Below are 23,208 nucleotides of genomic sequence, written 5' to 3'. Positions count from 1 at the left end.
CCGTGCGGGCCATCGGACCGGGCCGGTCAGCCGATCTCGGCGAGCAGGGCGGCCAGGCGGTCGAACTGCTCCAGGACGCCCTTGGTCATGCCCTGCGCCAGCGCGAACTCGAGCACGTCCTCGGACGGGAACCGGCCCTGGTAGACCATCTTCGTCTTGCCCCCGAGGTCCTCCAGCGTGACGGTCTCGACCGCGGGCGGCCCGCCGCCGTCCATCCCGGGCATGTCGGGGCTGGAGGTCCGCACGAACCGCTCGGGCCTCACGACCTGGAGGAACTCCCCGCCGAAGGCGACGCCCTCGGTGCCCTGCGGGGGGCCGATCCGCCACTTGCCGCCCGGCCGCACGTCCATCTCCTGGACGTCGGCGTGGTTGCCGTGCGGGCCCCACCAGTTGGGGATGTGCTCGGGCGAGGTCATGGCGGCCCAGACCAGCTCGCGGGGCGCGTCGAAGACCCGCTCCATGACGATGTCGGCGCCCTCGGCGACGATGCTCGTGGACGCGTCGCCCAGTTCTTGTCGCGTCACTGCTCTTCTCCCTCTGTCGGCTCTGCTGTCGGTTCCGTCGAGTTCTGATTCGCCCGCAGCGTGCCCAGGTACTCGTCGAGGCGGTCGAAGCTCTCGCCTAGGAACTCCTGGTACTGCGCCATCCACACGGCCACCTCCCGAAGCGGTTCCGGCCGGAGCCGGCATGGACGCCACTGCGCCTGCCGTCCTTGTTCGACCAGCCCGGCCCGCTGGAGCACCTTCAGGTGCTTGGAGACGGCCGGGAGGCTCAGCTCGAACGGTTCGGCCAGCTCGTTGACGGTGGCCTCGCCGTGGACCAGCCTCGCCAGGATCGCGCGCCTGGTGGGGTCGGCCAGGGCGGCGAAGGTGACGCTGAGCTGGTCGGTCTGGGTCTTCATTTTTCCTTCCAGTTAATTAACTACTTCGGAAAGTACGCGCCCGGATGATCCTCCGTCAAGACCCTCCGGCCCTCCGGATCGGTGCGGCGCGCCCGGCCGGAGCGCGGCATGGGGGTACGGGGCCGTCTGTCTAGCTCCGACACGCCGTGCGCAGTGGAAAAGTCCAGCACTGGCCGCTCTTGTGTCGATTCATGCGGCATCGGCGGTGGATTAACGGGGAATGTGTACCTTGAGTAGATCAACACTGCTGTGAGCTGTGGGTACCGGCCCGCCGCCCAGCCTCGAACCCAGGAGGTACCTGTGGCCCGCACTCTGGCGAGGGGCACCCGCGTGACCGGTGCCGAACGCACGCGGCTGGCCGCGGAACTCGCGCCGCGCTACGCCGCCGGCGAGAGCATCCGCGACCTCGCCGCCGAGACCGGACGCTCCTACGGCTTCATCTACAACGTTCTCAAGGAGGCGGGCGTGCCGCTCCGCGGCCGGGGCGGCAACACCCGGCGGAAGAAGGCCTGACCGGGGGACCGGCGCGACCTGGGAGCGCTCCGGGCGCCCCCCGCCCTCCGGGAGGGAACTGAACGCGCTACCTGCGGCGGACCGAACCGGTGACCTCGGATCGTCCGTTCAGGCTGGCGAGGTCGGCGGCCACCCGCCCGGCCACCCAGCCCTCGTAGTTGGAGACCGACCCCGCCTGGCTCTTGGCCAGGTTGGGGAACAGCGAGTCGACGGCCTGCTCGACGGCGCGGTCGCGCGCGGCCAGCACGGGGAGCAGATCCTTCCCGCCGGCCCCCGCCGCCGCCCGGCTCGCCGCCTCGCCCGCGGCCCCGCGCAACCGCTCCCCGATCCGGGCCGCGTAGGCGTTGAGGAACGCGTGCCGGAACGACCGCGTCCGCGACCTGCCCCGCGAGTCGCGGCGGGGCCCCGCGTGCACCATCGCCGCGGTCGCCTGCACCAGCAGCGAGGTGAACAGCATCTCCACCGCCGTGAGGTCGGCGGGGAAGCCCAGCACCGTGGAGAAGCCCAGCTCGCGGTGCCACACCGCGCGGCACCGGTTGGCCTCGGCGACCACGGTCAGCAGGACGGCCTTCGGCGCGTCGTAGGGGTTGTCGACCGCGATCCGCCGCCCGGCGGGCTCGCCCGCGTGGCCGGATTCGGCCGCGAGCAGCGCGTGGCCGATGCTGTGCCGCGCCATCAGCTCCTGGGCCCGCGCGCTCAGCGCCTCGGCCTCTTCGGGGAACTCGGTCGACTCGGCCTTGGCCAGCAGCGCCCTGACCTTACCGAGCATCCGCTGGTCGACGTCCCGCACGGCCTCGGGCGGCGGCTGCCCGGCATCGCCCGCGGTGCCGGGGGGAGGCCCGATCCGGGCCAGCAGGGGCAGCCCGATCAGCAGGTGGGCCAGCTCGGCCACGCACACGACCAGGGCCGTGCGGTCGATGCCCTCGCGCTCGCTCCAGGCGTCCAGGTACCCGTCGTCGCGCTCCCACCAGATCTCGGCGCCGAGCGCGGCGAGCTGGTCGTGCCACGTCCCGTCGACGGTCGCGGCGCTGTACCCCCGCAGCTCGGCGGCGATCGCGTCGATCACCAGCCGCCGGTGCCGGGGCCCGTGCCTGCGCGCGGTGTACCGGGCGATGTCGGCGGGCTGCCAGCCGCGTTCCCAGGCCGTGGTGACGCTCACCCGCAGCCGGTCGAGGAGGGCCAGGTCGGCCGCGCGCCGCCAGCCGGCCGCCGCCTCGGCCCGCTGGCCGGACTCGGTGCCGCGTCCGCCCGCGCGGCCGGGCCGCCCGGCCGGCTCGGGGGGCTCGGCCGCCTCAGGGAGCCCGACGAGGGCGGCCACCCGGCTCTGGAACGTCTCGCCGTCCCCGCGGGCGAGGGCCCGCACCGCTTCGGCCACCAGCTCGGCGGCCGTCTCGGCGGCCGTGTCCGCGGGCGCGGGGCCCGACGCGAATCCGGGCCGCCACCACGCCTTCCGCACGGGTGTCTCCTCCTCGTGAGCGCTCGCCTCGTCGGGTCACGAGGCATCCTGCCACGCCGCGCCCCGCCCGTGCCGCCCCCTCGTCGAGAAGATGATCAACTTGTTCCGGACGGATCAGCCGCCCTCGCCCGGCGCGGTGTGCGAGCCGTCGCGCATCTCCTCCACCACGACGCTCTGGTAGGCGCGGGAGGTGTCGGGCGCGTAGGTCAGGCGGGCCAGCGACTTGCCGCCGCGGTCCCTGATCTCGAAGTGGTAGCTGTCGTGGGCCTCGCCGACGTGCGCCACCGCCTGGTCGTGCCGCAGCCGGCACATGGTGTCGACCTTCTCCAGCGCGACCTTCAGACTCCCCGCGTCGCTGATGAGCCGGGCGGGCTCACTCGTCTCCCAGATCTCGAACATGTGGTCGCGTCCTGTCAAGGGTTAGGCGGGTTTGACGGCTTTTTGGGTAACGGGGACAGCTTGGGCTGATTTGGTGGATCTTTCAATCAGTACAGGTCTCGGATTGATCACTATTCGGAGCCGTGCACGCTCGCAGAGTCATGCCGGTTCGGCGGGACGATTCAGTCCTTCCGCGAGCCGGGACGGGGCGGATAGGGTCGCCGGGCAGAACCGAAACAGCGTTCTGAGGAGTGGAAATGGACTACCGGGTCGTATCGATCGTCCGTGACCACGCGCGCGGACGGGGTGGTTCTCCCGCCCTCACCGGGGACGGCCGGACGGTGAGCTACGCCGAGCTGGACGAGCGTTCGAGCCGCGCCGCCCAGGCGCTGCTCGCCGCCGGGCTCGGGCCGGGCTCCCGGGTCGCCCACGTCGGCAAGAACGCGCCCGAGTTCTTCGACCTGCTGTTCGGCGCCGCCAAGATCGGCGCGGTGACCGCCGCGGTCAACTGGCGGCTGACCCCGGCCGAGATCGCCGCGATCGTCGCCGACGCGGGGGCCGCGGTCACCGTGCTGGACGCCGAGTTCGCCGCGCTCGCCGCGGACCTGCCCGGACGGGTGGTCGTCACCGGTGCCGGCCACGAGGCGTGGCTGGCCGCCCACCCCGCCGACGACCCGGGCTTCGTCGGCGAACCCGACGACATCGTGGTGCAGCTCTACACCTCCGGGACGACCGGCGTGCCCAAGGGCGTCCAGCTCAGCAACACCAACTTCGCGGTCGGCGAGCGGATGGCCCGCCGCTGGCGGCTCGACGGCTCGGCGGTCAGCCTGGTGCCGATGCCGCTGTTCCACATCGGCGGCTCCGGCTGGGCCCTGGCCGGCCTGTACGCGGGCTGCCGCCAGGTGCTGGTGCGCGATATCGACCCCGCCGCCCTGGTCGACACCTTCGAACGCGAGCGGGTCACCAACGCGTTCATCGTCCCGGCGGTGCTCCAGTTCATGTGTCAGGTGCCGGGCTCGGCCGGCCGCGACTACTCGGCGCTGCGCGGGATCCTCTACGGCGCCTCGCCGATCACCTCCGAGGTGCTGCGGGTCGCGCTGGAGACGTTCAAGGCGCCGCTCTTCCAGGTCTACGGGATGACCGAGACGACGGGCGCGATCGTCCAGCTCGAACCGGAGGACCACGACCCCGGCGGGCCGCGCGGCCACCTGATGCGTTCGGCCGGACGCCCCTACGCCTGGGTGGAGCTCAAGATCGCCGATCCGGCGGGCGAGGGGGAGCGGGCTCCGGGCGAGGTCGGCGAGCTGCTGGTCCGCTCGAGCCAGAACACCACCGGCTACTGGAACCGGCCCGACGAGACCGCTCGGCTCCTCGGCACCGGCGGCTGGCTGCGCACCGGCGACGCCGGCTACCTCGACGCCGAGGGCTACCTGTTCCTCACCGACCGGATCAAGGACATGATCGTCACCGGTGCGGAGAACGTGTACCCGATCGAGGTCGAGGAGGTCCTCGCGGCGCACCCCGGCATCGCCGACGTGGCCGTCATCGGGGTGCCGGACGAGCGCTGGGGCGAGGCGGTCAAGGCCGTGGTGGTGCCCCGCCCCGGAGTGGACCTGACCGAGGAGGAGGTGCTCGCCTACGCCCGGGAGCGGCTCGCCGGGTTCAAGCGGCCGAGGTCGGTCGACTTCGCGGCCGAACTGCCCCGCAATCCCAGCGGCAAGATCCTCAAGAAGAACCTCCGCGCCCCGTACTGGGACGGCCTGGGCCGCTCCATCGGCTGATCCGGCCCGTCCGGGCCGGACGGCGCGGCCCATGTCAGCCGTCCTCCGCCACCGTCACGACATGGTCCTTCGCGTCGGGCTCGGCGAAGCGCAGCAGCGCCCGGCCCTCGGCGGTCAGGTCGTCCAGCGCCTCCCGAGGCAGGGGCTCGAAGGGGCGCAGCCGAAGCGTGGCGGTCGTGCGCCTGCTCTCCATCTCCCAGGTGCCGCAGGCGAACCCGTCCCACAGGAAGGTCGCGCGGACCCGGAGGTTCTTGGTGGTCAGGGCGGGCCGGTGCGCGTCGGAGATGACGCGCGTCCGGTCGGCGTGCGCCAGGACGAGGCTGTCGAACTCGGGCAGGAAGCGGGCGGGCGCGGGGGCGTCCTCGTCCGGACGCGGCGCGTCGGGCAGGTCGAACAGCTCACGCCCCCGCTCGTCGGCGAAGACCCGCAGCCCGGGGCGCAGCCCGTCGAGCACCTCGGCGAGGCCGGGCAGCCCCGACCACGCCTGCGCGTCGGCGGCCGAGGCGGGACCGAACGCCGCGAGGTAGCGCAGCACCAGGGCCTCGGGGGCGGCCTTCTCATCCGGCGCGGTGCCGACCCACGACTCGGCCAGGGCGAACTCCGACGTGCGCGGGAATCCCCACCGGTCTTGCGTGGGGACCATCACCAGCGGCAGGCACATACGCACCGCGTGGCCGAGCGCGCGGTCGTCGACCTCGGGGAACCTCTCCCGCAAGAGCGCGCGGACCTCGTTGAACGTGCGCTGCCGCTCCAGCAGCAGCTCACGCGCCACTGGGAGCACCGCGTCGAGATCGAGCCCCTCCGCCCGCTTGCCCAGCACCCGCAGCGCCGCGTCGAGCATCGGTTGCAGCGGCGCCCGCAGCGCGGTGTAGTCGGCCGCCGACACCAGGTGCAGGGTGCCGCGCATCATCGTGGCACGCACGAGGGACCGATCGTGCAGCGCCGCGTGCAGGTCGGCCGCCTGGAACCCCGCAACACGCGTCCACAGCCCGAGGTACGGCGGCCGGGGCTCCTGCGCCTGCAAACCGCCCAGCCGTTCGACCGCCTCGCTGACCGGCACGTCCTCACGGGCCAGCAGCATCTGGCGCGCTAGCGTGGCCCGGTTGAGCGCGCGCAGGCCGAAGGTGTTCGCCATCGTGACCGCCTTCGTGGATGCCCCGGCCGCGAACCGGGGAAGACCTGATGACGCGACGCTATCGAGGGGGGACGACAGGATGCGCCCGCAGGTCAACCTGATCACGCTCGGCATGCCGGACCTGGCCGCCGCGCGCCGCTTCTACGTCGAGGGCCTGGGCTGGGAGCCGGCCGTCGAGGTCGAGGGTGAGATCGTCTTCATCCCGCTCGCGCCCGGCCTGCTGCTGGGCTTGTTCGGCGCGGACGACCTGGAGGCCGACATCGGCCCTGGCGGGACGCCGGGCGCGGGCCCGGCCGGCATGTCGCTGGCCTACAACGTCAACTCCGACGACGAGGTCCTCCAGGCGGTGGAGACCGCGCGGGCCGCGGGGGCGGTGATCCTCAAGGAGCCGCGGGCCACCGACTTCGGCGGCTTCCACGCCTATTTCGCCGACCCCGCGGGCTTCCGCTGGGAGGTCTGCCACAATCCCGGCTTCACCATCGGCGCCGACGGCACCCTGACGATCAACGCCCGTTCCTAGGAACGGCGAGGGCAGGGAGCCGGAGCCCGAGGGGCGGGGGAGCCTCAGAGGGATGCGTAGACGGCGTCCACAAGGGCCCGGTTGCGGGGGTTCTGCCAGCGCGGCCCCATCTCGTTCATCACATACCCGAACGCCACTCCGGCGCCGGGATCGCAGAAGCCGAGCGAGCCGCCGGCGCCGAAGTGGCCGAACGCCCGCGGATCGGGGCCGAGCGGCCGTTCCGGCTGGGTGAGCTGGAAGCCCAGGCCGAAACGCGACGGCCGGTGCAGCACCCGGTCCCGTCCGGACGACTGCTCGGTGGTGGCCGCGGCGAGTGCGTCCGCGCCGACCACCCTTACTCCGCCCAGCGCGCCTCCTGCGGCGAGTGCGCTGTAGACGCGCGCTACACCCCGGGCGGTCGCGTGCGCGTTGGTAGAGGGGATCTCGGCCTCCCTCCAAGCGGCCGTGTTGATAACTCCCATTCCGGACAGGCCACCCGGGTTGAAGTAGGCGTTGTACTCCATGAGCCGTTCCTCGTCCATGCTGGCTGACAGGTCGTCCTCTGGAGGGGCCTCGTGCCAGGCGAACTCGGCGACGCGGCGGTGTTCGGAGGCGGGCAAGCCGATGTGCACGTCGGCGTCCAGCGGACGGGCCACTTCCTCCCGCAGCAGTTCGCCCACGGTTCGTCCGGTCGCGCGGTGGACGACCTCGCCCACCAGGAACCCGAACGTGTTGACGTGATAACCGTGCGCCGTCCCCGGCGGCCACCACGGCTCCTGCTCCGCCAGCGCTGCGGTCATCACGGACCGGTCGAGCATCGCGCCTGGAGGCATCCGCCGCCGCAGCGCGGGCAGCCCTGCCTGGTGGCTGAGCAGGTGCCCTACGGTCACGCCCTCTTTCCCGGCCTTTTCGAACTCCGGCCAGTAGCGGGCGACGGGGGCGTCCGCGTCGAGTCGCCCGTCGTCCATCAGCCGGGCGGTCACGAGGGCGGTGAGCCCCTTGCCGATGGAGAAGACGTTGACGAGCGTGTCCGGCTCCCAGGGACGGCCCTCGGCGGCACGGCCGCCCCACAGGTCGGCGACGACGCGTCCGCCGACGGTCACGCACACTGCGGCGCCCCGTTCGTCCCGGTGGGCGAAGTTGTCGGCGAACGCCTCGCGCACCGGGGCGAAGCGCGGGTCGCAGGTTCCGTCGATCACTGGGCCGTCCCCTCGTTCCGAATACCGTTCTAGAAGAAGACGGTAACGGTCCGCCGGGCTCGGCCGGTGCTGAACGGGACGATCCGGGGCGATCTGGTGCGGCCCGGGGGGTGGACGGCGATACGCCGCGGCCCCGTGGCGAAGATCTCATCTGGCGCGATCGGGGCGTGACCCCGCCCGTCCACGCCCGCAACGGCCGTCCCTGCCGGGATTCAGCGGCCGCAGTGGCGGGCGGGACTGGGGCGGCGGGGCCGGTGGCACCTGAGTAGCGGGGGATGAACGGATCGTCAGGGCGTACGTCCCCACCTGGTCGGCGAGCGCGGTCGACCGGGACCGTCCGGTCGGCGTCCAGCCCTCTGGAGCCCAGGAATCAGGGACTGTGGCGGGCCTCCGCCCGCTGGGGCGGCAGGTGCGCAACGAGCGACACGGGCGGGGGATACGGGTGATTATTCTGCGATATGCACGTGCATCAGCTCTTGCACCTGCACGCTATTCCTAGCAGGATTACCCCGGACCCCCGCACGTGAACTCCCCGGAGATCGCGATGACCGCACACTTGAACGACAGCGACCGACAGGCGCTGCGGCTTGCTCACGAGCTCCGCGAGGAGATGCGGGCGGCCCTGCCGCCGCAGGCAGCAGCACCGTCGGTCTCCCCCTTCGTCGACCCGTCGGGGACGCCCAGCGTCCTGCTGCGGATGGACGCCGACACCGCCCGGGCGCTGATGGCGGTGCTCGGGGAGCGGAGAGCGGAGCACACGACCGCGCCGCCGGTCGAGCCCCGGCGGGCCGACGGCTCGCACGTGCCGCCGCCTCCCGCGCCCCCCGCACCTCCGGTGCGGCAGCAGCAGCCGCCGATGCCGCCCCAGCAGGCGCCCATGGTGCCGGCGGGACCCCGGTTCGCCGAGCCTCCGGCGCCGCCGTACTACGCCGAGCCGCCGTACTACACCGAGCCGCCGGGCACCGGCGCGCCGATGTTCCCCGCGGCCCCGCTGCTGCCGACGTCCTTCCCCACGCGCTGATCAAGGTCGGCGCGCGGGGCGGCCGGTTCCGCTGGGCCCCTCGCACGCGGTGACGTGGCGCTACTCGTAGGGCGTACGGGGCTTCCCGATCCGCTGGACCGAGACGCCTTGCAGTTCGTGGACGCCCGTCGCGGGCCTGCCCGACGCGGGGGGCCGCCACGTTCCGACGACCTGGACCCAGGCGTCGGCCGGAGGACTCGGCAGGCCGCGGACGATCACCGGGAACGGGATCGCGTCGCCCGCGCAGCAGGCCATCTTCAGCCGGGTGATCTCCCAGCCGCCGCGTGCGCGGGGGGTCACGAAGCCGGTGAGGCGGACCGGGACGCCCGCCAGCGTCGAGGCGTCGCCCGTCTGCGCCAGGTACGAGCGTCCGATGAACTCGCCCATGGTCATGGCCACGGGGCCGCCGGTGCGGGGCAGCGGCCGAAATCCGTGGCCCGGCGGGGCCGGGGGAGGCGCGGCCCGGCCGGCGTCGCGGGCGGCGGTGAACGAGCCCAGCGCCGGAGGAGCGATCAGGAAGATCGCCAGGACGGGCAGGCACAGCAGCCAGGCCGTCCCGGGCCCCCGCCCGTGGTCATGCCCGTGATCATGATCATGGCCGGAGGGGTCCGCGGCCTCCTCGTCCCGCCAGTCGCGGCGCAGGCCGGCCGCCCCGAGGACGATGAGCGCCGCCCCCGCCGGAACCAGCAGGTAGCCGAACCCGGGCTTGACGTAGTTGAGGTACTCGCCGCCGGCCAGGGTGATCCAGAGCACCGCCGCGCCGATCGTGATCAGCAGCAGGTTCTGCGCGGCCCGCGTCACAGCAGCACCGCGCCCGCCGCGACGCTGACGCCCACCGCGAGGACGAAGGTCAGCGGGACGAACCTGACGGCGAAGCGGCGGCCGAAGAACCCCGCCTGAAGCGCGATCAGCTTGAGGTCGACCATCGGCCCGACGACCAGGAACGCCAGCCGCGCGGTGGGGGAGAACTGGGTCAGACCGGCCGCGACGAACGCGTCGGCCTCCGAGCAGATCGACATCAGCACCGCCAGGAACGCCAGGGTGAGCACTCCGGCCCAGGGGACGCCCGCGACGCCGGCCACCCAGGCGGCGGGCAGCGCGACGCTGATCGTGGCCGCGGCCAGCGCGCCGACCACCAGGAAGCCGCCGGCGTGCATGATGTCGTGCCGCATCGCCTGGCGGAACGCCTCCGCGCGCCCGCCGCCCGCGGGGTCCGGCCGGGCGGGGACCCTGATCCACTCGTTCTTGCCGAGCAGCGCCCAGGTCCAGCCCGCCAGCACCGCGACCAGCAGGGACGCGCCGAACCTGGCGGCCACCATCTCCGGCGCCCCCGGGAACGCCACGGCCGTGGCCACCAGCACCACCGGGTTCACCGCCGGGGCGGCCAGCAGGAAGGTCAAGGCCGCCGCGGGGGCCACCCCGCGGGCCATCAGGCCGCCCGCGACCGGCACCGAGGCGCACTCGCAGCCGGGCAGCACCGCCCCCAGGGCCCCGGCGACGGGCACGGCGGCCCCGGGGCGGGCGGGCAGCGCGCGGCGCCAGAAGGACGGCGGGACGAACACGGTGATGGCGGCCGACAGCGCCACTCCGAAGACCAGGAACGGCAGGGCCTGCACGCAGATCGCCACGAAGACGGTGGTCCAGGCGTCCAGGGCGCGGGGACCGAGCGCGGGCGCGGCCCAGAGGCGGCCGAGGACGACCACGGCGGCCAGTGCGCCGAACGTCCGGACGGCCCTGGCTCCGGGGGCGGGGGTGCGGCGGGGCGCCCAGCCGAGGGGTGGGAGCAGGTCCTCGTCGGCCGTCCGGGGACCGGCGGGATCGATCATGCGGATCATCGTGCCACAAAGGGATGTGGCGTGCTGAGCCGATCGAAAGGCCAAGTCCGGCACTAAAAGATCTACCTGCCGAAAGGTAAAGAAAGCCGTATCTTGGCCAAGTCATGGCATCGGCGTATATAGTCGACACCAGGTTGAGGTCAGTGATTGACCTGGCCATCACATAGCCGTCGTGCCCCGCCCTCCAGGCGGGCCCCCCGCCGAACAGCGGCCGTCCATGCAACGGTCGCCCCGGGTCGGGCCTCTGAGCCACCGGTCGGCATTCTCCCGCTCCATCAGTTCGCGTCACGCGCGTGGTCGCAAAAGCCGGCCCCGCCTCGCCAGGCGCGAACGTGGATCGCCCATGTGCGTCCATTACCGCGGGTCCTATCGCGACGGTCATATCCCGAGCTCGAGCCTCGGTGCCGTTTCCCCAGCCCGTACGGATCCCTCGTCCGGTGCGAAACGGCAGTCCTGTCCGCCGAACAAAGGATTCTCATGCACCAGCGCGCGATCAATGTTGCCCTGACCGCGGTGACCGGCACTTGTCTGGCCGGCATGATGGCGGCCGGCGTGGCCGCTGCCAGCAACGACTCCGCCCCCGAGCAGATGAAGCTGCCCGCGCAGCAGCAGCTCGCCGCCGAGCAGTCGGCGCCGAAGAAGGCCCCCCAGAAGGGCCAGACCGCGCAGAAGAAGGCCACTGACAAGAAGAAGACCGCCAAGAGCAGCAAGGCGATCATCAGTGGCAAGACCAAGGCGTCCTACTTCTGGGACGACGGTTCCGGCGTCAACGGCGACACCGGTGCTCCGGCCGGCGGCAAGCCGATGCAGAAGGGCCTGTTCGCCAGCCCGAGCTGGCCGATGCACACCAAGGTCAAGGTGACCGCCAACGGCCGCAGCGTCACCGGCTTCATCGGTGACCGTGGGCCTGGAACGCCTTCCCACAATGGCGTGATGCTGGACCTGGACACCTACACCTTCCGTTACCTTCTGGACGGCAAGAAGCCGGACAGCAAGTACAACGCGGGCACGGGTGAGGGCCACATCAACGGCGTCAAGTACGAGGTCCTCAAGTGGGGCTCCGGCCCGGGTACGAAGGGTGCTCCCAAGCCCCTGTGACCCAGAGGCCGCCCACTTCGGGAAGCGCCGCACAGGAACGGGGACGCCCCGGCGATCGAGATGATCGCCGGGGCGTCCCCGTTTCGCCGTGCGCCCTACCGCCGCGGCGCGAGGGCCTTCTCGACGTCGCCGAGGACGCTGCCCGCGGCGGCCGGGCCGCCCCGGGAGGTCCAGATCGCGCCGTCCACGTTGACCACGTGGCCGGCCCGGACGACGCCCAGGTCGGTGAAGGCGGGGATCTTCCTGGCCTCGGCGAGCGCGGCGTCCGAGTCGGGGTTGAGCGTGCCGAGGAACATCCAGTCGCCGTCCAGCGTCGTGAGGTTCTCCAGGCTGAGCGCGTCGCTCGGGGAGAAGCCGGCGGGGGTGAGCTGCCCGGCCGGCCGGTTCAGGCCGAGGTCGCGGATCACCAGACTGGAGAAGTGGTCCTTGAGCATGTAGCTCGGGCCGGTGGCGTTCCAGCGGACGATGCTGACCGTGGCGCCCGCGGCGGCCCCGAGCCCCTCCTTGACCTTCTTGACCCGGGCGTCGTAGCCGGCCAGGACCGTCCCGCCCTGCGCCGGTTTGCCCAGCACCTCGGCGGTGCGAGTGAAGGTCGCCTTCCAGTCCTCGGTCATCTTCGTGGTCAGCACGGTGGCCGGGGTGATCTTTCTGAGCTGCTCGATCACCTTCTGGTCGGCGATGAACCCGGCCAGGATCAGGTCCGGCCGGGCCTGCGCCACCTTCTCCAGCACCGGCGTGCCGAGGTCGCCGACGATCTTGTAATCGCCGGTCAGCCTGGTCTTGAGGTAGCCCGGGACGTCCTTGGCGAAGCGACCGTTGGTGACGCCGACCGGCTGCACGCCGAGCGCCAGCGCCGAGTCGAGGTCGGTCTCGTTCAGTGCGACGACCCGCTTGGGCGCGGCGGGCACCTCGACCTTCGCGCCGGTGGCGTCGACGACCGTGCGGGTCTCGCCGCCGCCGCTCGCGCCGCCGTCCCCGTCCCCGCAGGCGGTGAGGCCCAGGGTGAGGGCGAGCAGCCCGGCCGCGAGGACGGCGATCCGGCGGCGGGCGCAGGCGCTGGGCGGGGGGATGGTGGACGACATCGGAGCTCCTGTCGGACGACACGTGGCGAGGGGGGTTTTAGGTTAGCCTCACCTAACTTGTCACTCCGATGTGTCCTGGATCGCTCTCGCTCGGGTTCGGCCGGTGCGGCGTTGACCGTCCGGAGTGACGGTGCTTAGCTGAGCCTTGCCTAAGTCAAGTTAGCTTAGGCTTGCCTAACCTACTGATCTTCAGGAGGCGACGTGCCCAGCTCTGGCAGCGCACCGGGACCGCGGACCGGCGAGTACACCCGCGAGATCCGCGAAGGGCTCGGCCCGGCGGTCCTGGCCGCCGGCCCGCCGCCGGTGCCCGATCTCGCCGCCCCGTTCAGAGCCCGGATCGCGCTGCCGGACGGCGCCGACCTCGACCTGGTGCACCGCTGGATGAACCTGCCGCACGTCGCGGCCGGCTACGACCAGGCGTGGACCCGGGAGCGCTGGGCCGCCGAGATCGGCGGGCAGCTCGCCGGCGACTACGCCCGCCCGTTCATCGTCGAGTTCGACGGCCGCCCGGTCGCCTACGTCGAGCTCTACCGCGCCGCCCGCGACGTGGTCGCCGAGACCTACCCGGCCCGCGCCCACGACGTGGGCTTCCACATCGCCATCGGCGAGACCGACGGCGTCGGCCGCGGCCTCGCCGTCCGGATCTTCCGCGCGTTCATCGACGGGGTGTTCGCGGCCGAGCCCGAGTGCGCCCGGATCGTCTCCGAGCCGGACGCGTCCAACCAGGCGGCCCGCCGCGTGGACACCAAGCTCGGCCTGCGGTTCCTCGGCGAGGTCGACCTTCCGCACAAGCGGGCCGCGCTGTTCATCTGGCCGCGGACCGAGGCCGACGTGCCGAGCCTGCCCGCATGACCGATCCGGCAGCGATGCCCCGTCCCCCGGGCGCGATGCCGCTCACGGGCGCGCAGGCGGGGGTCTGGTACGCGCAGCGGCTCGATCCGTCCAGCCCGGCCTACAACACCGGCGAGTACGTGGAGATCCACGGGCCGGTGGACCCTGCCCTCTTCGAGCGCGCGCTGCGCCTGGCCGTCGCCGAGATCGACGCGCTGAACGTCACGATCGGGGACGGGCCCGACGGGCCGTGGCAGGCGGTCGAACCGGGGGCGTGGCCGCTGCACCGCCTCGAGGTGGGCGCCGCCCCCGCTCCGCGCGCCGCCGCCGAGGAGTGGATGCGCGGCGACCTGGCCCGCCCGGTGCCGCCGGGCTCCGGCCCGCTGTTCACCCAGGCGCTGATCACCGCGGGGCCGGAGCGGTCCTTCTGGTACATGCGCTGCCACCACGTCGTCATGGACGGCTACGGCTTCGCGCAGGTCGCGCGGCGCGTCGCCGAGACCTGCACGGCCCTGGCCGAGGGGCGCGAGCCGGGCGTGAGCCCGTTCCTGCCGCTGCGCACGCTGGTCGAGGACGAGGCCGTTTACCGGGCCTCCGATCGCCGTGCCGCCGACCGGGCCTACTGGACGGGACGGTTCGCGGACGCCCCCGAGGCGGTCGGGCTGGCGGAGGGCGCCCCGGTGCCCGCGCCCGGTTTCCTCCGCCGCACCGGCCTGATCCCGGCGGCCGGCCTGACCGTCCTCGCCAAGGAGGCCCGGGCGACGTGGCCCGAAGCCGTGATCGCCGGCGCGGCGGCCTACCTGCACCGCCGGACCGGGACCCGCGACGTGGTGCTCGGCCTGCCGCTCATGGGACGGCTCGGCACGGCCGCCGCGCGGGTGCCCGGCATGGTCGTCAACGTCGTCCCGCTCCGGTTGGACGTCCGGCCCGGCACGACCGCCGGGGAACTCGTCGCCCAGGTGGCGGCGAGGCTGCGCGAGGCCCGCCGGCACGGCCGCTACCAGGGCGAGGATCTGCGCCGCGACCTGCGGCTGCTCGGCGGGCGGCGGCGGCTGACCGGGCCGCTGGTCAACATCAAGCCGTTCACCCCGTCGCTGAGCTTCGCCGGCTGCCCGGCGACCACCCGCCACCTGTCGGCCGGGCCGGTCGACGACCTGACCCTCACCGTCCGCGGACTCGGCGCCAGGGGAGGGGCCGACCAGGGCGGGCCGCCCTTCGAGCTGGACGCCAACCCCCGCCTGTACGGGCCCGGCGACCTCGCCGAGCACGTGCGGAGCCTGACCGCGCTGCTGGACGCGTTCGCCGAGGGCGGCCCGGACCGGCCGGTCGGACGGCTCGGCCTCCTCGACGAGGCGACCCGCCGCGCCGTCCTGCCCGCGGGTCCAGACGGAGACCGTCCCCAGGCGCACCGTCCCGAGGCGCCGGGCGAGAGCCTCACCCAGATCTTCGAGCGGCAGGCCGCCGTCTCACCGGACGCCGTCGCCGTGACCGTCCCGGACGGCCCGGACCTGACCTCCACGGACCGGACCTCCACGGAGCTGACCTACGCGGAGCTGAACGCCGCCGCCAACCGGCTCGCCCGCCTCCTGGCCGAGCGCGGCGCGGGCCCCGGCGGCCTCGTCGCGCTCACCCTGCCGCGCTCCGCGGACCTGGTGGTCGCGATCCTGGCGGTCCTCAAGACCGGTGCGGCGTACGTGCCGATCGACCCCGCCTACCCCGCCGGACGGATCGCCGCCACGCTGGGCGACGCCCGGCCCGTCTGCACGGTCACGCCCGGCACGCTGGAGGCCCTGGACGCCTACCCGGCCGGTGACCTCGGCCGCGCCCCGTCGCCCGGGCTTCCCGCGTACGTGATCTACACGTCCGGCTCGACCGGCGCGCCGAAGGGCGTCGTGGTGCCGCACCGCAACGTCGTCCGGCTCTTCACCGCGACCGCCGACCGGTTCGGGTTCACCGCCCGGGACGTGTGGACGCTGTTCCACTCCTACGCGTTCGACTTCTCGGTGTGGGAGCTGTGGGGCGCGCTGCTGCACGGCGGGCGGCTCGTCGTCGTCCCGCACGAGACCAGCCGTTCGCCCGGCGCGTTCCTGCGGCTGCTCGCCGATGAGCGGGTGACCGTTCTCAACCAGACGCCTTCGGCGTTCTACCAGCTCATGCGCGCCGACCGGGACGAGCTGGGGCGGCACGACCTGTCCGCGCTCCGCCACGTCGTCTTCGGCGGCGAGGCGCTCGACCACGGGCGGCTGGCCGAGTGGCACGAGCGGCACCCGGCGGGCGCCCCGCACCTGGTCAACATGTACGGGATCACCGAGACCACGGTGCACGTGACCCACGCCGACGCGGCCCCCGGCGGCCCCGGCGCGGGCGGCGGCATCGGCCGTCCCCTCTCCGACCTGCGGGTCCTGCTGCTGGACGGGGCGCTGCAACCCGTCGAGCCCGGCCGGACGGCCGAGATGTACGTCGCGGGCGAGGGCCTGGCCCACGGGTACCTGGGACGGCCCGGCCTGACCGCGGAGCGGTTCGTCGCCGACCCGTACGGCCCGCCCGGCTCCCGGATGTACCGCACCGGCGACCTCGCCCGCCGGACGGCGGACGGCGACCTGGAGTTCCGGGGCCGCGCCGACGACCAGGTCAAGATCCGCGGGTTCCGGGTGGAGCCGGGCGAGATCGAGGCCGCCCTGGCCGCCCATCCCGCCGTCACCGGCGCCGCGGTGATCGTCCGCGAGGACCGTCCCGGCGACCGCCGCCTGGTCGCCTACGCGGCGGGCGCGGGGCCGGTCGCGGCGGAGCTGCGCGGGTACCTGGCCGAACGGCTGCCCGCCCACCTGGTCCCCGCGGCGGTCGTGCCGGTGGAGGCGCTGCCGCTGACCGTCAACGGCAAGCTCGACCGGCGGGCGCTGCCCGCGCCCGACCTCGCGGCGGCCGTCGCCGGCGCGGCGCCCCGCACGGCGCGCGAGGAGGCGCTGTGCGGGCTGTTCGCCGAGGTCCTCGGCCTGCCGTCGGTGGGCGTGGACGACGGGTTCTTCGACCTCGGCGGCGACTCGCTGCTGGCCGCCCGGCTGGTGGGCCGGGTCCGCGCGGTGCTGGGGGCCGAGCTCGGCATCCGGACGGTGTTCGAGGCGCCGACCGTCGCGGGGACCGCCGCGGCGCTCGGCGCCGGGACCTCCGGCCGGCCCCGGCTCGCCCCGGCGCCGCGTCCCGGCCGGGTCCCGCTGTCGTCGGCGCAGCGCGGCCTGTGGTTCCTGCACCAGACCGGCGACCGGACCGCCTACAACGTCCCGATCGCGCTCCGCCTGACCGGCCCCCTGGACGGCGCGGCGCTCCACGGCGCGCTCGGCGACCTCCTGGCGCGGCACGAGAGCCTGCGGACGCTCTTCCCCGACGACGACGGCACCCCGTACCAGCGGGTGCTCCCCGCTGTGGAGCCCGTCCTGCACCGTGCCGCCATTGAAGAGGACCTCGCCGAGGCCGCCCGGTACGCGTTCGACCTGGCCGCCGAGCCGCCGATCAGGGCCACCCTGCTGCGGACCGGCCCGGACGCTCACGTCCTGCTCCTCCTCCTGCACCACATCGCGGGGGACGAGTGGTCGCAGAACCGCCTGATCGACGACCTCGCCACCGCCTACACGGCCCGCCGCGACGGGCGCGAGCCCGGCTGGGCGCCGCTGCCCGTGCAGTACGCCGACTACACGCTGTGGCAGCGGGACCTGCTGGGCGACGACGCCGACCCCGGCTCGCTCGCCGGACGGCAGCTCGCCCACTGGGAGGACACCCTCCGGGACCTGCCGGTCGAACTCGACCTCCCCGCGGACCGGCCCCGGCCCGCGGTGCCCGGCCACCGGGGCGACGTCGTCCCGTTCACCCTCGGGCCGGCGCTGCACCGGGCGCTCGCCGCGCTGGCCCGGGACGCGCACGCCAGCCTGTTCATGACCGTGCAGGCGGGCATCGCCGCGCTGCTCACCCGCCTCGGCGCCGGGACCGATGTCCCGATCGGCACGCCCGCCGCCGGACGGACCGACGACGCGCTCGACGCACTGGTCGGCTGCTTCGTCAACTCCCTGGTGCTGCGGACCGACACCTCCGGAGGGCCCGGTTTCGCCGAGCTGCTCGGCCGGGTCCGCGAGACCGACCTGGCCGCCTTCGAGCACCAGGACCTGCCGTTCGAACGGCTCGTGGAGGCGCTGCGCCCGCCGCGGTCCCTCACCCGGCACCCGCTGTTCCAGGTCATGCTCACCTACTGGAACGACCAGGGCGCCCGGCCCGGGCTGCCCGGCGGCCTGACCGCCGAGGTCACGACCGTCCCGACCGGCGCCGCCAAGTTCGACCTGGCGTTCCGCCTCGCCGAGCACGCGGGGCGGGACGGCGTCGACGGCGTGGTGGAGTACCGCACCGACCTGTTCGACCGCGCCACCGTGGAGGCGCTCGCCGCCCGGCTGGTGCGGCTGCTGGAGGCCGCCGCCGCGGACCCCGGCCGTCCGATCACCGAGCTGGACGTGCTCGGCGCCGACGAGCGCCGCACCCTCCTGCGCGACTGGAACGACACCGCCCACGGCACGCCGCCCGCCACGTTCCCCGCGCTGTTCGAGGCCCAGGTGCGGCGGTCGCCGGACGCGACGGCCGTGGTCCTCGGCGATCGGGAGCTGACCTACGCGCAGCTCGACGCCCGCGCGGACCGGCTCGCGCGGCGGCTCGCGGCCGAGCTGGGCGCGGGTCCGGAGGAGCTCGTCGGGGTGGCGCTGCCCCGCTCCATCGACATGATCGTCGCGGTGCTGGCGGTGCTGAAGACGGGCGCCGCCTACCTGCCGCTCGACCCCGACTACCCGGCCGACCGGCTCGCCCACATGGTCCGGGACGCCCGCCCGGCCGGTGTGATCACCACCCCGGGGACCCGCCCGCCGGGCGGCGCCCGCGAGATCCTGCTGGGCGGCGACGTCCCCGAACCGGAGCCGCACGTCCGCGTCCCGGGGCCGGCGTCCGTGCGCAACGCCGCGTACGTGATCTACACCTCCGGGTCCACCGGCCGCCCGAAGGGGGTGGTCGTCACGCATGCCGGGATCGCCGGCCTGGTCGCCACCCAGGAGCGGCGGCTCGGCGCGCGCCCCGGCCTCCGCGTGCTGCACTTCGCCTCGCTCAGCTTCGACGCCGCGTTCTGGCAGCTGTGCATCCCGCTGCTGTCGGGCGGCACCTTGGTGATCTGCCCGGCCGACCTGCGCGTCCCAGGGCCCGAGCTCGCGGGCTACGCCCGCCGCCACCGCGTCGGGCTGCTGGGCCTGCCGCCGTCCCTGCTCGCGATGATCCCCGAGGACGTCGAGCTGCCTGAGGGCGCCACGCTGGTCGTCGGCGCCGAGAAGGTCCCGCCCGAGCTGGCCGCCCGGTGGGGGCGGCGGCACCGGGTCGTCAACGCCTACGGCCCGACCGAGGCCACCGTCAACGCCACCCTCTGGGACTGCGACCCGGACGCGGCCGGGCCCGTCCCGATCGGCCGGCCCGACCCCGGCACCCGCGCGTACGTGCTCGACGCGGCGCTGCGGCCCGTCCCGCCGGGGGTCACCGGGGAGCTCTACCTCGCGGGCGACGGCCTCGCGCGCGGCTACCTCGGCCGCCCCGGGCAGACCGCCGAGCGGTTCGTCGCCGACCCGTTCGGGCCGCCCGGCACCCGCCTGTACCGCACCGGGGACCTGGCCCGCTGGTCCCGGGACGGCGCGCTGCACTTCGCCGGACGCGCCGACGACCAGGTCAAGGTGCGGGGTTTCCGGATCGAGCTCGGCGAGATCGAGACCGTGCTGGCCCGGCAGGACGGCGTCGCGCGCGCGGCGGTGGTCGTCCGGGAGGACCGCCCCGGCGACGTGCGCCTCGCCGCCTACGTGGTGCCCGCCGGGGACGCCGCCGAGCGCGGGCCGGGCGGACGGGAGCTGAAGCGGGCCCTCGCGGCGGAGCTGCCCGAGCACATGGTGCCGCCGTCGATCACCCTGCTCGGCGCGCTGCCGCTCACGCCCAGCGGCAAGCTCGACCGCGCCGCGCTGCCCGCGCCGGACCCCGCCGCGTCCGCCGCGCCCGGACGGGGGCCGCGCAACCGGCAGGAGGAGATGCTGTGCGAGCTGTACGCCGAGGTGCTCGGCGTCCGGCGGGCCGGCATCGACGACTCCTTCTTCGACCTCGGCGGGCACTCGCTGCTCGCCGCCCGGCTGATCGGCCGGGTCCGGGCCGAGTTCGGCGTGCGGATCAGCGTCGGGACGGTGTTCGCCGCGCCGACCCCCGCCGAGCTCGCGGACCGGCTGGAGAGCGGCGCGGATGGCGAGGCCCTGGAGATCCTCCTCCCGTTCCGGACCTCGGGGACCGGCACGCCGCTGTTCTGCTTCCATCCGGCGGGCGGCATCGCCTGGTGCTTCTCCGGACTGATGAAGCACGTCCACGACGTGCCGATCTACGGTGTCCAGGCGCGCAACCTGTCCCGGCGGACCGCCCCCGCGCAGACCCTCGAGGAGATGACGGCCGAGTACGTCGCCGAGATGCGCAAGGTGCGCCCGCACGGCCCGTACGCGCTGCTCGGCTGGTCGTTCGGCGGCGTCATCGCGCACCACGTCGCGGTCGCGCTCCAGGACGCGGGCGAGGAGGTCGAGCTCGTGGTGATGCTCGACTCCTATCCGAGCGGCGTGTGGGACACGCATCCGTCCGAGGAGGACGCGCTCCGCGCGCTGCTGTACATGGTCGGCCACGACCTGGCCGCCGCGGACCGGCCCGTCGACCGCGAGCGGGTGATGGCGATCCTGCGGGCCGAGGGCAGCGCGCTGGCCAACCTCAGGGACTTCACCCCCGCCGCGATGATCGACAACTTCGCGGTCAGCGCCCGGCTGGAGAAGGACGCCGCGTTCGGCCGGTTCGACGGCGACCTGCTGTTCTTCACCGCCGCGCTGGACCCCGCGGCGCTCGGGCCGGGCGCGACGGCGCCGACCCACCACCTGTGGGAGCCGCACGTCGGCGGCGCGATCGACAACCACGACCTGGACTGCGCGCACCGGGACATGACCCTTCCCGGCCCGATCGCCGAGATCGGCGCGCTCGTCGGCGCGCGGCTGCGTGAGGGCCGCCGGTGAGCGACGCGGGCGGCGCCCCGCCGCGCGGGGCGGACAAGAACGGGCGCGGGGCGGAGGAGGCCGCGCCGCGCGGGCGGCTCATCGTGTGCGTGGTGTACGTGACCGTGGTGTTCATGGTCGGGATGGACACCACCATCGTGAACCTCGCGCTGCCCGCCATCGCCCGCAAGTTCGCCGTCCCGGCCGCCGCGACCGGCGCCGTCGACGTCGCCTACCTGGTGAGCGTCGCGGTCTGCATCCCGCTGTCGGGGTGGCTGAGCGACCGGTTCGGCGCGAAGCGGGTGTTCCTCGCGGCGCTCGCCGCGTTCACCGCCGCGTCCGTGCTGTGCGGGGTCTCCGGCGGGCTCGGCACGCTGGTCGCCGCGCGGGTGGTGCAGGGCTCGGCCGGCGGGCTGCTGACACCCGTCGGCCTCACCCTGCTTTACCTTGCTTACCCACCCGAGGACCGGATCAGGCTCGCGCGGGCCATCGTCCTGCCGGGCGCGCTCGCGCCGACCCTCGGGCCCGTCGTCGGCGGGCTCCTGGTCGAGCACCTGTCCTGGCGGTGGGGGTTCGCGATCAACGTGCCGGTCGGCGCCGCCGCGCTGGTGGCGGGCGCGCTCGCGCTCGCCGGACCGGCCGAACGGGTCCGGCGCTGTTTCGACCTGCGCGGCTTCCTGCTGATCGCGCCCGGCGCCGGGCTGGTGATGTACGCGTTGAACGCGGGCGCCGCGCACGGCTGGGGCCCGGCGCAGACCGGCCTCGGCGTCCTCGGCGCGGCGCTGGTGGTGGCGTTCGCGCTCGCCGGGCGCCGCACCGCGCACCCGCTGGTCGACCTGACCGTGTTCCGCGACGCGACGTTCCGCGCGGCGGGCTCGGCGATGGTGTTCCTGGTCGCCGGGTTCATGGCCGCCGGGTACGCGTTCACGCTGCTGTTCCAGCAGGGTCTGGGCGCCTCGCCCTCGCACGCCGGGCTCGCGGTCTTCCCCAAGGCGGTCGGGCTGATCTGCGCCTCGCAGGTCGCCGGGCGGCTGCAGCGCCGCTTCGGCGCCGGCCGGGTCGTCACCGCCTGCATGCTCGGCGCCGCCGCTGCGATCGCCGCCACCGACCTCATCGGCGCCGGCACGCCGCTGTGGGCGATCGGGGCGCTGCACTTCGCCATGGGGTTCTGCGTCGGGCAGTCCTCCATTCAGCTCCAGGTCACCGCGTTCGCCACCATCGGCAAGGCCGCGACCGCCGCGGCGTCCACCCTCTACAACGCCCAGCGGCAGATGGCGTCGGCGCTCGGCGTCTCCATGGCCGCGGGCGTCCTCGCCGCCGCCCACTCCGCCGGCGGCCTGGTCCCGTACCGGGCGGCCATGGGCGCCGCGGCGGGCTGCGCGGTGATCGCCGCGCTGCTGGCGTTCCGGCTCACCAAGATCGGCCCGCCCGTCCCGGCCGCCGCCGCGGCGGTCCGTGCGGCCGGGTCATGACGATCCCCACACAGGAGGCGTTCCCCATGTCGGCGCAGAACGAGGCACCCGCGCGGCTGCCCGGGCTCAGAGTCCTGACGGTCCTGCGGACCGCGCCGGTCACCCCGCGGATGCGGCGGATCACCCTGGGCGGCCCGGAGCTGGCCGGCTTCGGCACCGGTCCCAACATCAAGGTGCTGGTCCCGCCGCCCGGCGACCCCGACCCGCAGTGGCCGGCGGCCGGGCCGGACGGCCGCACGACCTGGCCGCCCGAGCACCGCCGCCCCGCGATGCGCACCTACACCGTCCGCCGGCACGACCCGGCCGCGGGCGAGCTCGACGTCGACTTCGTCCTGCACGGCGACCGCGGTCCGGCCTCCCGCTGGGCCGGCGCCGCGCGGCCGGGCGACGTCCTCGGCGTCGTCGGCCCCGGCGGCCGGACCGTCCTCGACGCCGACCGGTATCTCGTCGCGGGCGACCACACCGCGCTGCCCGCCATCGGGACGATCGTGGCGGAGCTGCCGCGGCACGCCCGCGGCCACGTGCTGGTCGAGGTGCCGGACCCCGGCGAGATCCAGGACCTCGCCCCGCCGCCCGGCGTCGAGCTGATCTGGCTGTTCCAGGACGGCGCCGGGCCCGGCACGACCACCCTCCTCCAGGACGCCGTCCGCGCGCTGCCCCGGCCGGACGGCGGCGAGCGCGCGTTCGTGTGGGCGGCGGGGGAGTCCGCGTCCGTCCGCGCGATCCGCTCGTACGCCCGCGACGACCTCGGCCTGAACCGCCGCGACCTCCTCGCCATCGGCTACTGGAAGCACGGCATGACCGAGACCGCCTACCACGACCGCCACGACAACGACCGGGACCAGGACTACTACCGGGCCGGGAAGGAAGAGCTCGCCGAACGCGAGAGGGCCGCGGCCGGCCCCGCGTAGACCCCCGTCCCGTCCTCCCGCAC

General features: G+C 74.3%; 18 protein-coding genes. 9 read left to right on the top strand and 9 right to left on the bottom strand.

Going from position 1 to position 23,208, the window contains the following annotated elements; all coding sequences use genetic code 11:
- Positions 1 to 26: 26 nt before the first annotated feature.
- Together QP090_RS00315 and QP090_RS00310 are read right to left on the bottom strand one after the other, a co-directional pair.
- Positions 27 to 524 carry an SRPBCC domain-containing protein gene (locus QP090_RS00315; RefSeq protein WP_285936367.1) on the bottom strand — a complete coding sequence of 166 codons (498 nt, stop codon included), beginning with the start codon at positions 522 to 524 and terminating at the stop codon, positions 27 to 29.
- A complete protein-coding gene (locus QP090_RS00310; RefSeq protein WP_285936366.1) occupies positions 521 to 901 on the bottom strand; it encodes an ArsR/SmtB family transcription factor in 381 nt (126 codons plus the stop codon). Before QP090_RS00310 ends, QP090_RS00315 begins: the two co-directional genes overlap by 4 nt.
- A 300-nt stretch (positions 902 to 1,201) precedes the next feature.
- Here QP090_RS00310 and QP090_RS00305 point away from each other — a divergent pair, with 300 nt between their 5' ends.
- Positions 1,202 to 1,414, top strand: coding sequence for a helix-turn-helix domain-containing protein (locus QP090_RS00305; protein WP_285936365.1), 213 nt, complete (start codon positions 1,202 to 1,204; stop codon positions 1,412 to 1,414).
- Between the two features lie 67 nt (positions 1,415 to 1,481).
- On the opposite strand, the gene QP090_RS00300 is transcribed toward QP090_RS00305, so the two are convergent.
- Together QP090_RS00300 and QP090_RS00295 are read right to left on the bottom strand one after the other, a co-directional pair.
- Positions 1,482 to 2,870 carry a DUF2786 domain-containing protein gene (locus QP090_RS00300; protein WP_285936364.1) on the bottom strand — a complete coding sequence of 463 codons (1,389 nt, stop codon included), beginning with the start codon at positions 2,868 to 2,870 and terminating at the stop codon, positions 1,482 to 1,484.
- Between the two features lie 114 nt (positions 2,871 to 2,984).
- A complete protein-coding gene (locus tag QP090_RS00295) occupies positions 2,985 to 3,269 on the bottom strand; it encodes a hypothetical protein (RefSeq protein ID WP_285936363.1) in 285 nt (94 codons plus the stop codon).
- Positions 3,270 to 3,505: 236 nt separating this feature from the next.
- Here QP090_RS00295 and QP090_RS00290 point away from each other — a divergent pair, with 236 nt between their 5' ends.
- Positions 3,506 to 5,029, top strand: a complete 1,524-nt coding sequence (locus tag QP090_RS00290) for a long-chain-fatty-acid--CoA ligase (protein WP_285936362.1) — start codon at positions 3,506 to 3,508, stop codon at positions 5,027 to 5,029.
- A 34-nt stretch (positions 5,030 to 5,063) separates the two neighbouring features.
- Here QP090_RS00290 and QP090_RS00285 read toward each other — a convergent pair whose 3' ends face one another.
- On the bottom strand, positions 5,064 to 6,164 hold the full coding sequence (locus QP090_RS00285) for a winged helix DNA-binding domain-containing protein (RefSeq protein ID WP_285936361.1): 1,101 nt from the start codon (positions 6,162 to 6,164) through the stop codon (positions 5,064 to 5,066).
- Between the two features lie 79 nt (positions 6,165 to 6,243).
- Between QP090_RS00285 and QP090_RS00280 the strand changes: the two genes are divergently transcribed.
- Positions 6,244 to 6,684, top strand: a complete 441-nt coding sequence (locus QP090_RS00280; protein ID WP_285936360.1) for a VOC family protein — start codon at positions 6,244 to 6,246, stop codon at positions 6,682 to 6,684.
- Between the two features lie 44 nt (positions 6,685 to 6,728).
- Here the strand turns inward: QP090_RS00280 and QP090_RS00275 are convergent, their stop codons facing one another.
- Entirely contained in the window at positions 6,729 to 7,862 is a 1,134-nt protein-coding gene (locus tag QP090_RS00275) for a serine hydrolase domain-containing protein (protein ID WP_285936359.1), read from the bottom strand.
- Between the two features lie 544 nt (positions 7,863 to 8,406).
- Here QP090_RS00275 and QP090_RS00270 point away from each other — a divergent pair.
- On the top strand, positions 8,407 to 8,883 hold the full coding sequence (locus QP090_RS00270; protein ID WP_285936358.1) for a hypothetical protein: 477 nt from the start codon (positions 8,407 to 8,409) through the stop codon (positions 8,881 to 8,883).
- 60 nt (positions 8,884 to 8,943) lie between these two features.
- Here QP090_RS00270 and QP090_RS00265 read toward each other — a convergent pair whose 3' ends face one another.
- Positions 8,944 to 9,684 carry a TIGR03943 family putative permease subunit gene (locus QP090_RS00265; protein WP_285936357.1) on the bottom strand — a complete coding sequence of 247 codons (741 nt, stop codon included), beginning with the start codon at positions 9,682 to 9,684 and terminating at the stop codon, positions 8,944 to 8,946.
- Positions 9,681 to 10,718, bottom strand: a complete 1,038-nt coding sequence (locus QP090_RS00260; RefSeq protein WP_285936356.1) for a permease — start codon at positions 10,716 to 10,718, stop codon at positions 9,681 to 9,683. The genes QP090_RS00265 and QP090_RS00260 overlap by 4 nt, the downstream gene beginning before the upstream one ends.
- Positions 10,719 to 11,195: 477 nt before the next feature.
- On the opposite strand from QP090_RS00260, the gene QP090_RS00255 reads away from it, so the two are divergent.
- Positions 11,196 to 11,816, top strand: coding sequence for an RlpA-like double-psi beta-barrel domain-containing protein (locus QP090_RS00255; RefSeq protein WP_285936355.1), 621 nt, complete (start codon positions 11,196 to 11,198; stop codon positions 11,814 to 11,816).
- A 95-nt stretch (positions 11,817 to 11,911) separates the two neighbouring features.
- On the opposite strand, the gene QP090_RS00250 is transcribed toward QP090_RS00255, so the two are convergent.
- Positions 11,912 to 12,898, bottom strand: coding sequence for an ABC transporter substrate-binding protein (locus QP090_RS00250; RefSeq protein ID WP_285936354.1), 987 nt, complete (start codon positions 12,896 to 12,898; stop codon positions 11,912 to 11,914).
- 201 nt (positions 12,899 to 13,099) lie between these two features.
- Here QP090_RS00250 and QP090_RS00245 point away from each other — a divergent pair, with 201 nt between their 5' ends.
- From QP090_RS00245 to QP090_RS00230, 4 genes are read left to right on the top strand one after another with little or no spacing between them, the layout of a single operon-like run.
- Positions 13,100 to 13,750, top strand: coding sequence for a GNAT family N-acetyltransferase (locus QP090_RS00245; RefSeq protein WP_285936353.1), 651 nt, complete (start codon positions 13,100 to 13,102; stop codon positions 13,748 to 13,750).
- On the top strand, positions 13,747 to 20,823 hold the full coding sequence (locus tag QP090_RS00240; RefSeq protein ID WP_285936352.1) for an amino acid adenylation domain-containing protein: 7,077 nt from the start codon (positions 13,747 to 13,749) through the stop codon (positions 20,821 to 20,823). Before QP090_RS00245 ends, QP090_RS00240 begins: the two co-directional genes overlap by 4 nt.
- The gene (locus QP090_RS00235; RefSeq protein ID WP_285936351.1) at positions 20,820 to 22,274 is read left to right on the top strand and encodes a DHA2 family efflux MFS transporter permease subunit; all 1,455 of its coding nucleotides are present in this window, start codon (positions 20,820 to 20,822) and stop codon (positions 22,272 to 22,274) included. The genes QP090_RS00240 and QP090_RS00235 overlap by 4 nt, the downstream gene beginning before the upstream one ends.
- Positions 22,271 to 23,185 (top strand): siderophore-interacting protein, encoded by a 915-nt coding sequence (locus tag QP090_RS00230; protein WP_285936350.1) that lies wholly within the window; start codon positions 22,271 to 22,273, stop codon positions 23,183 to 23,185. The genes QP090_RS00235 and QP090_RS00230 overlap by 4 nt, the downstream gene beginning before the upstream one ends.
- Positions 23,186 to 23,208: the final 23 nt, after the last annotated feature.

The sequence above is a fragment of the Actinomadura xylanilytica genome (genome assembly GCF_030283145.1).
In the GTDB taxonomy this organism is placed as follows: domain Bacteria; phylum Actinomycetota; class Actinomycetes; order Streptosporangiales; family Streptosporangiaceae; genus Spirillospora; species Spirillospora xylanilytica.
Note: the sequence above shows the minus strand (reverse complement) of the source record. Positions and strands in the feature narration are given on the sequence as shown.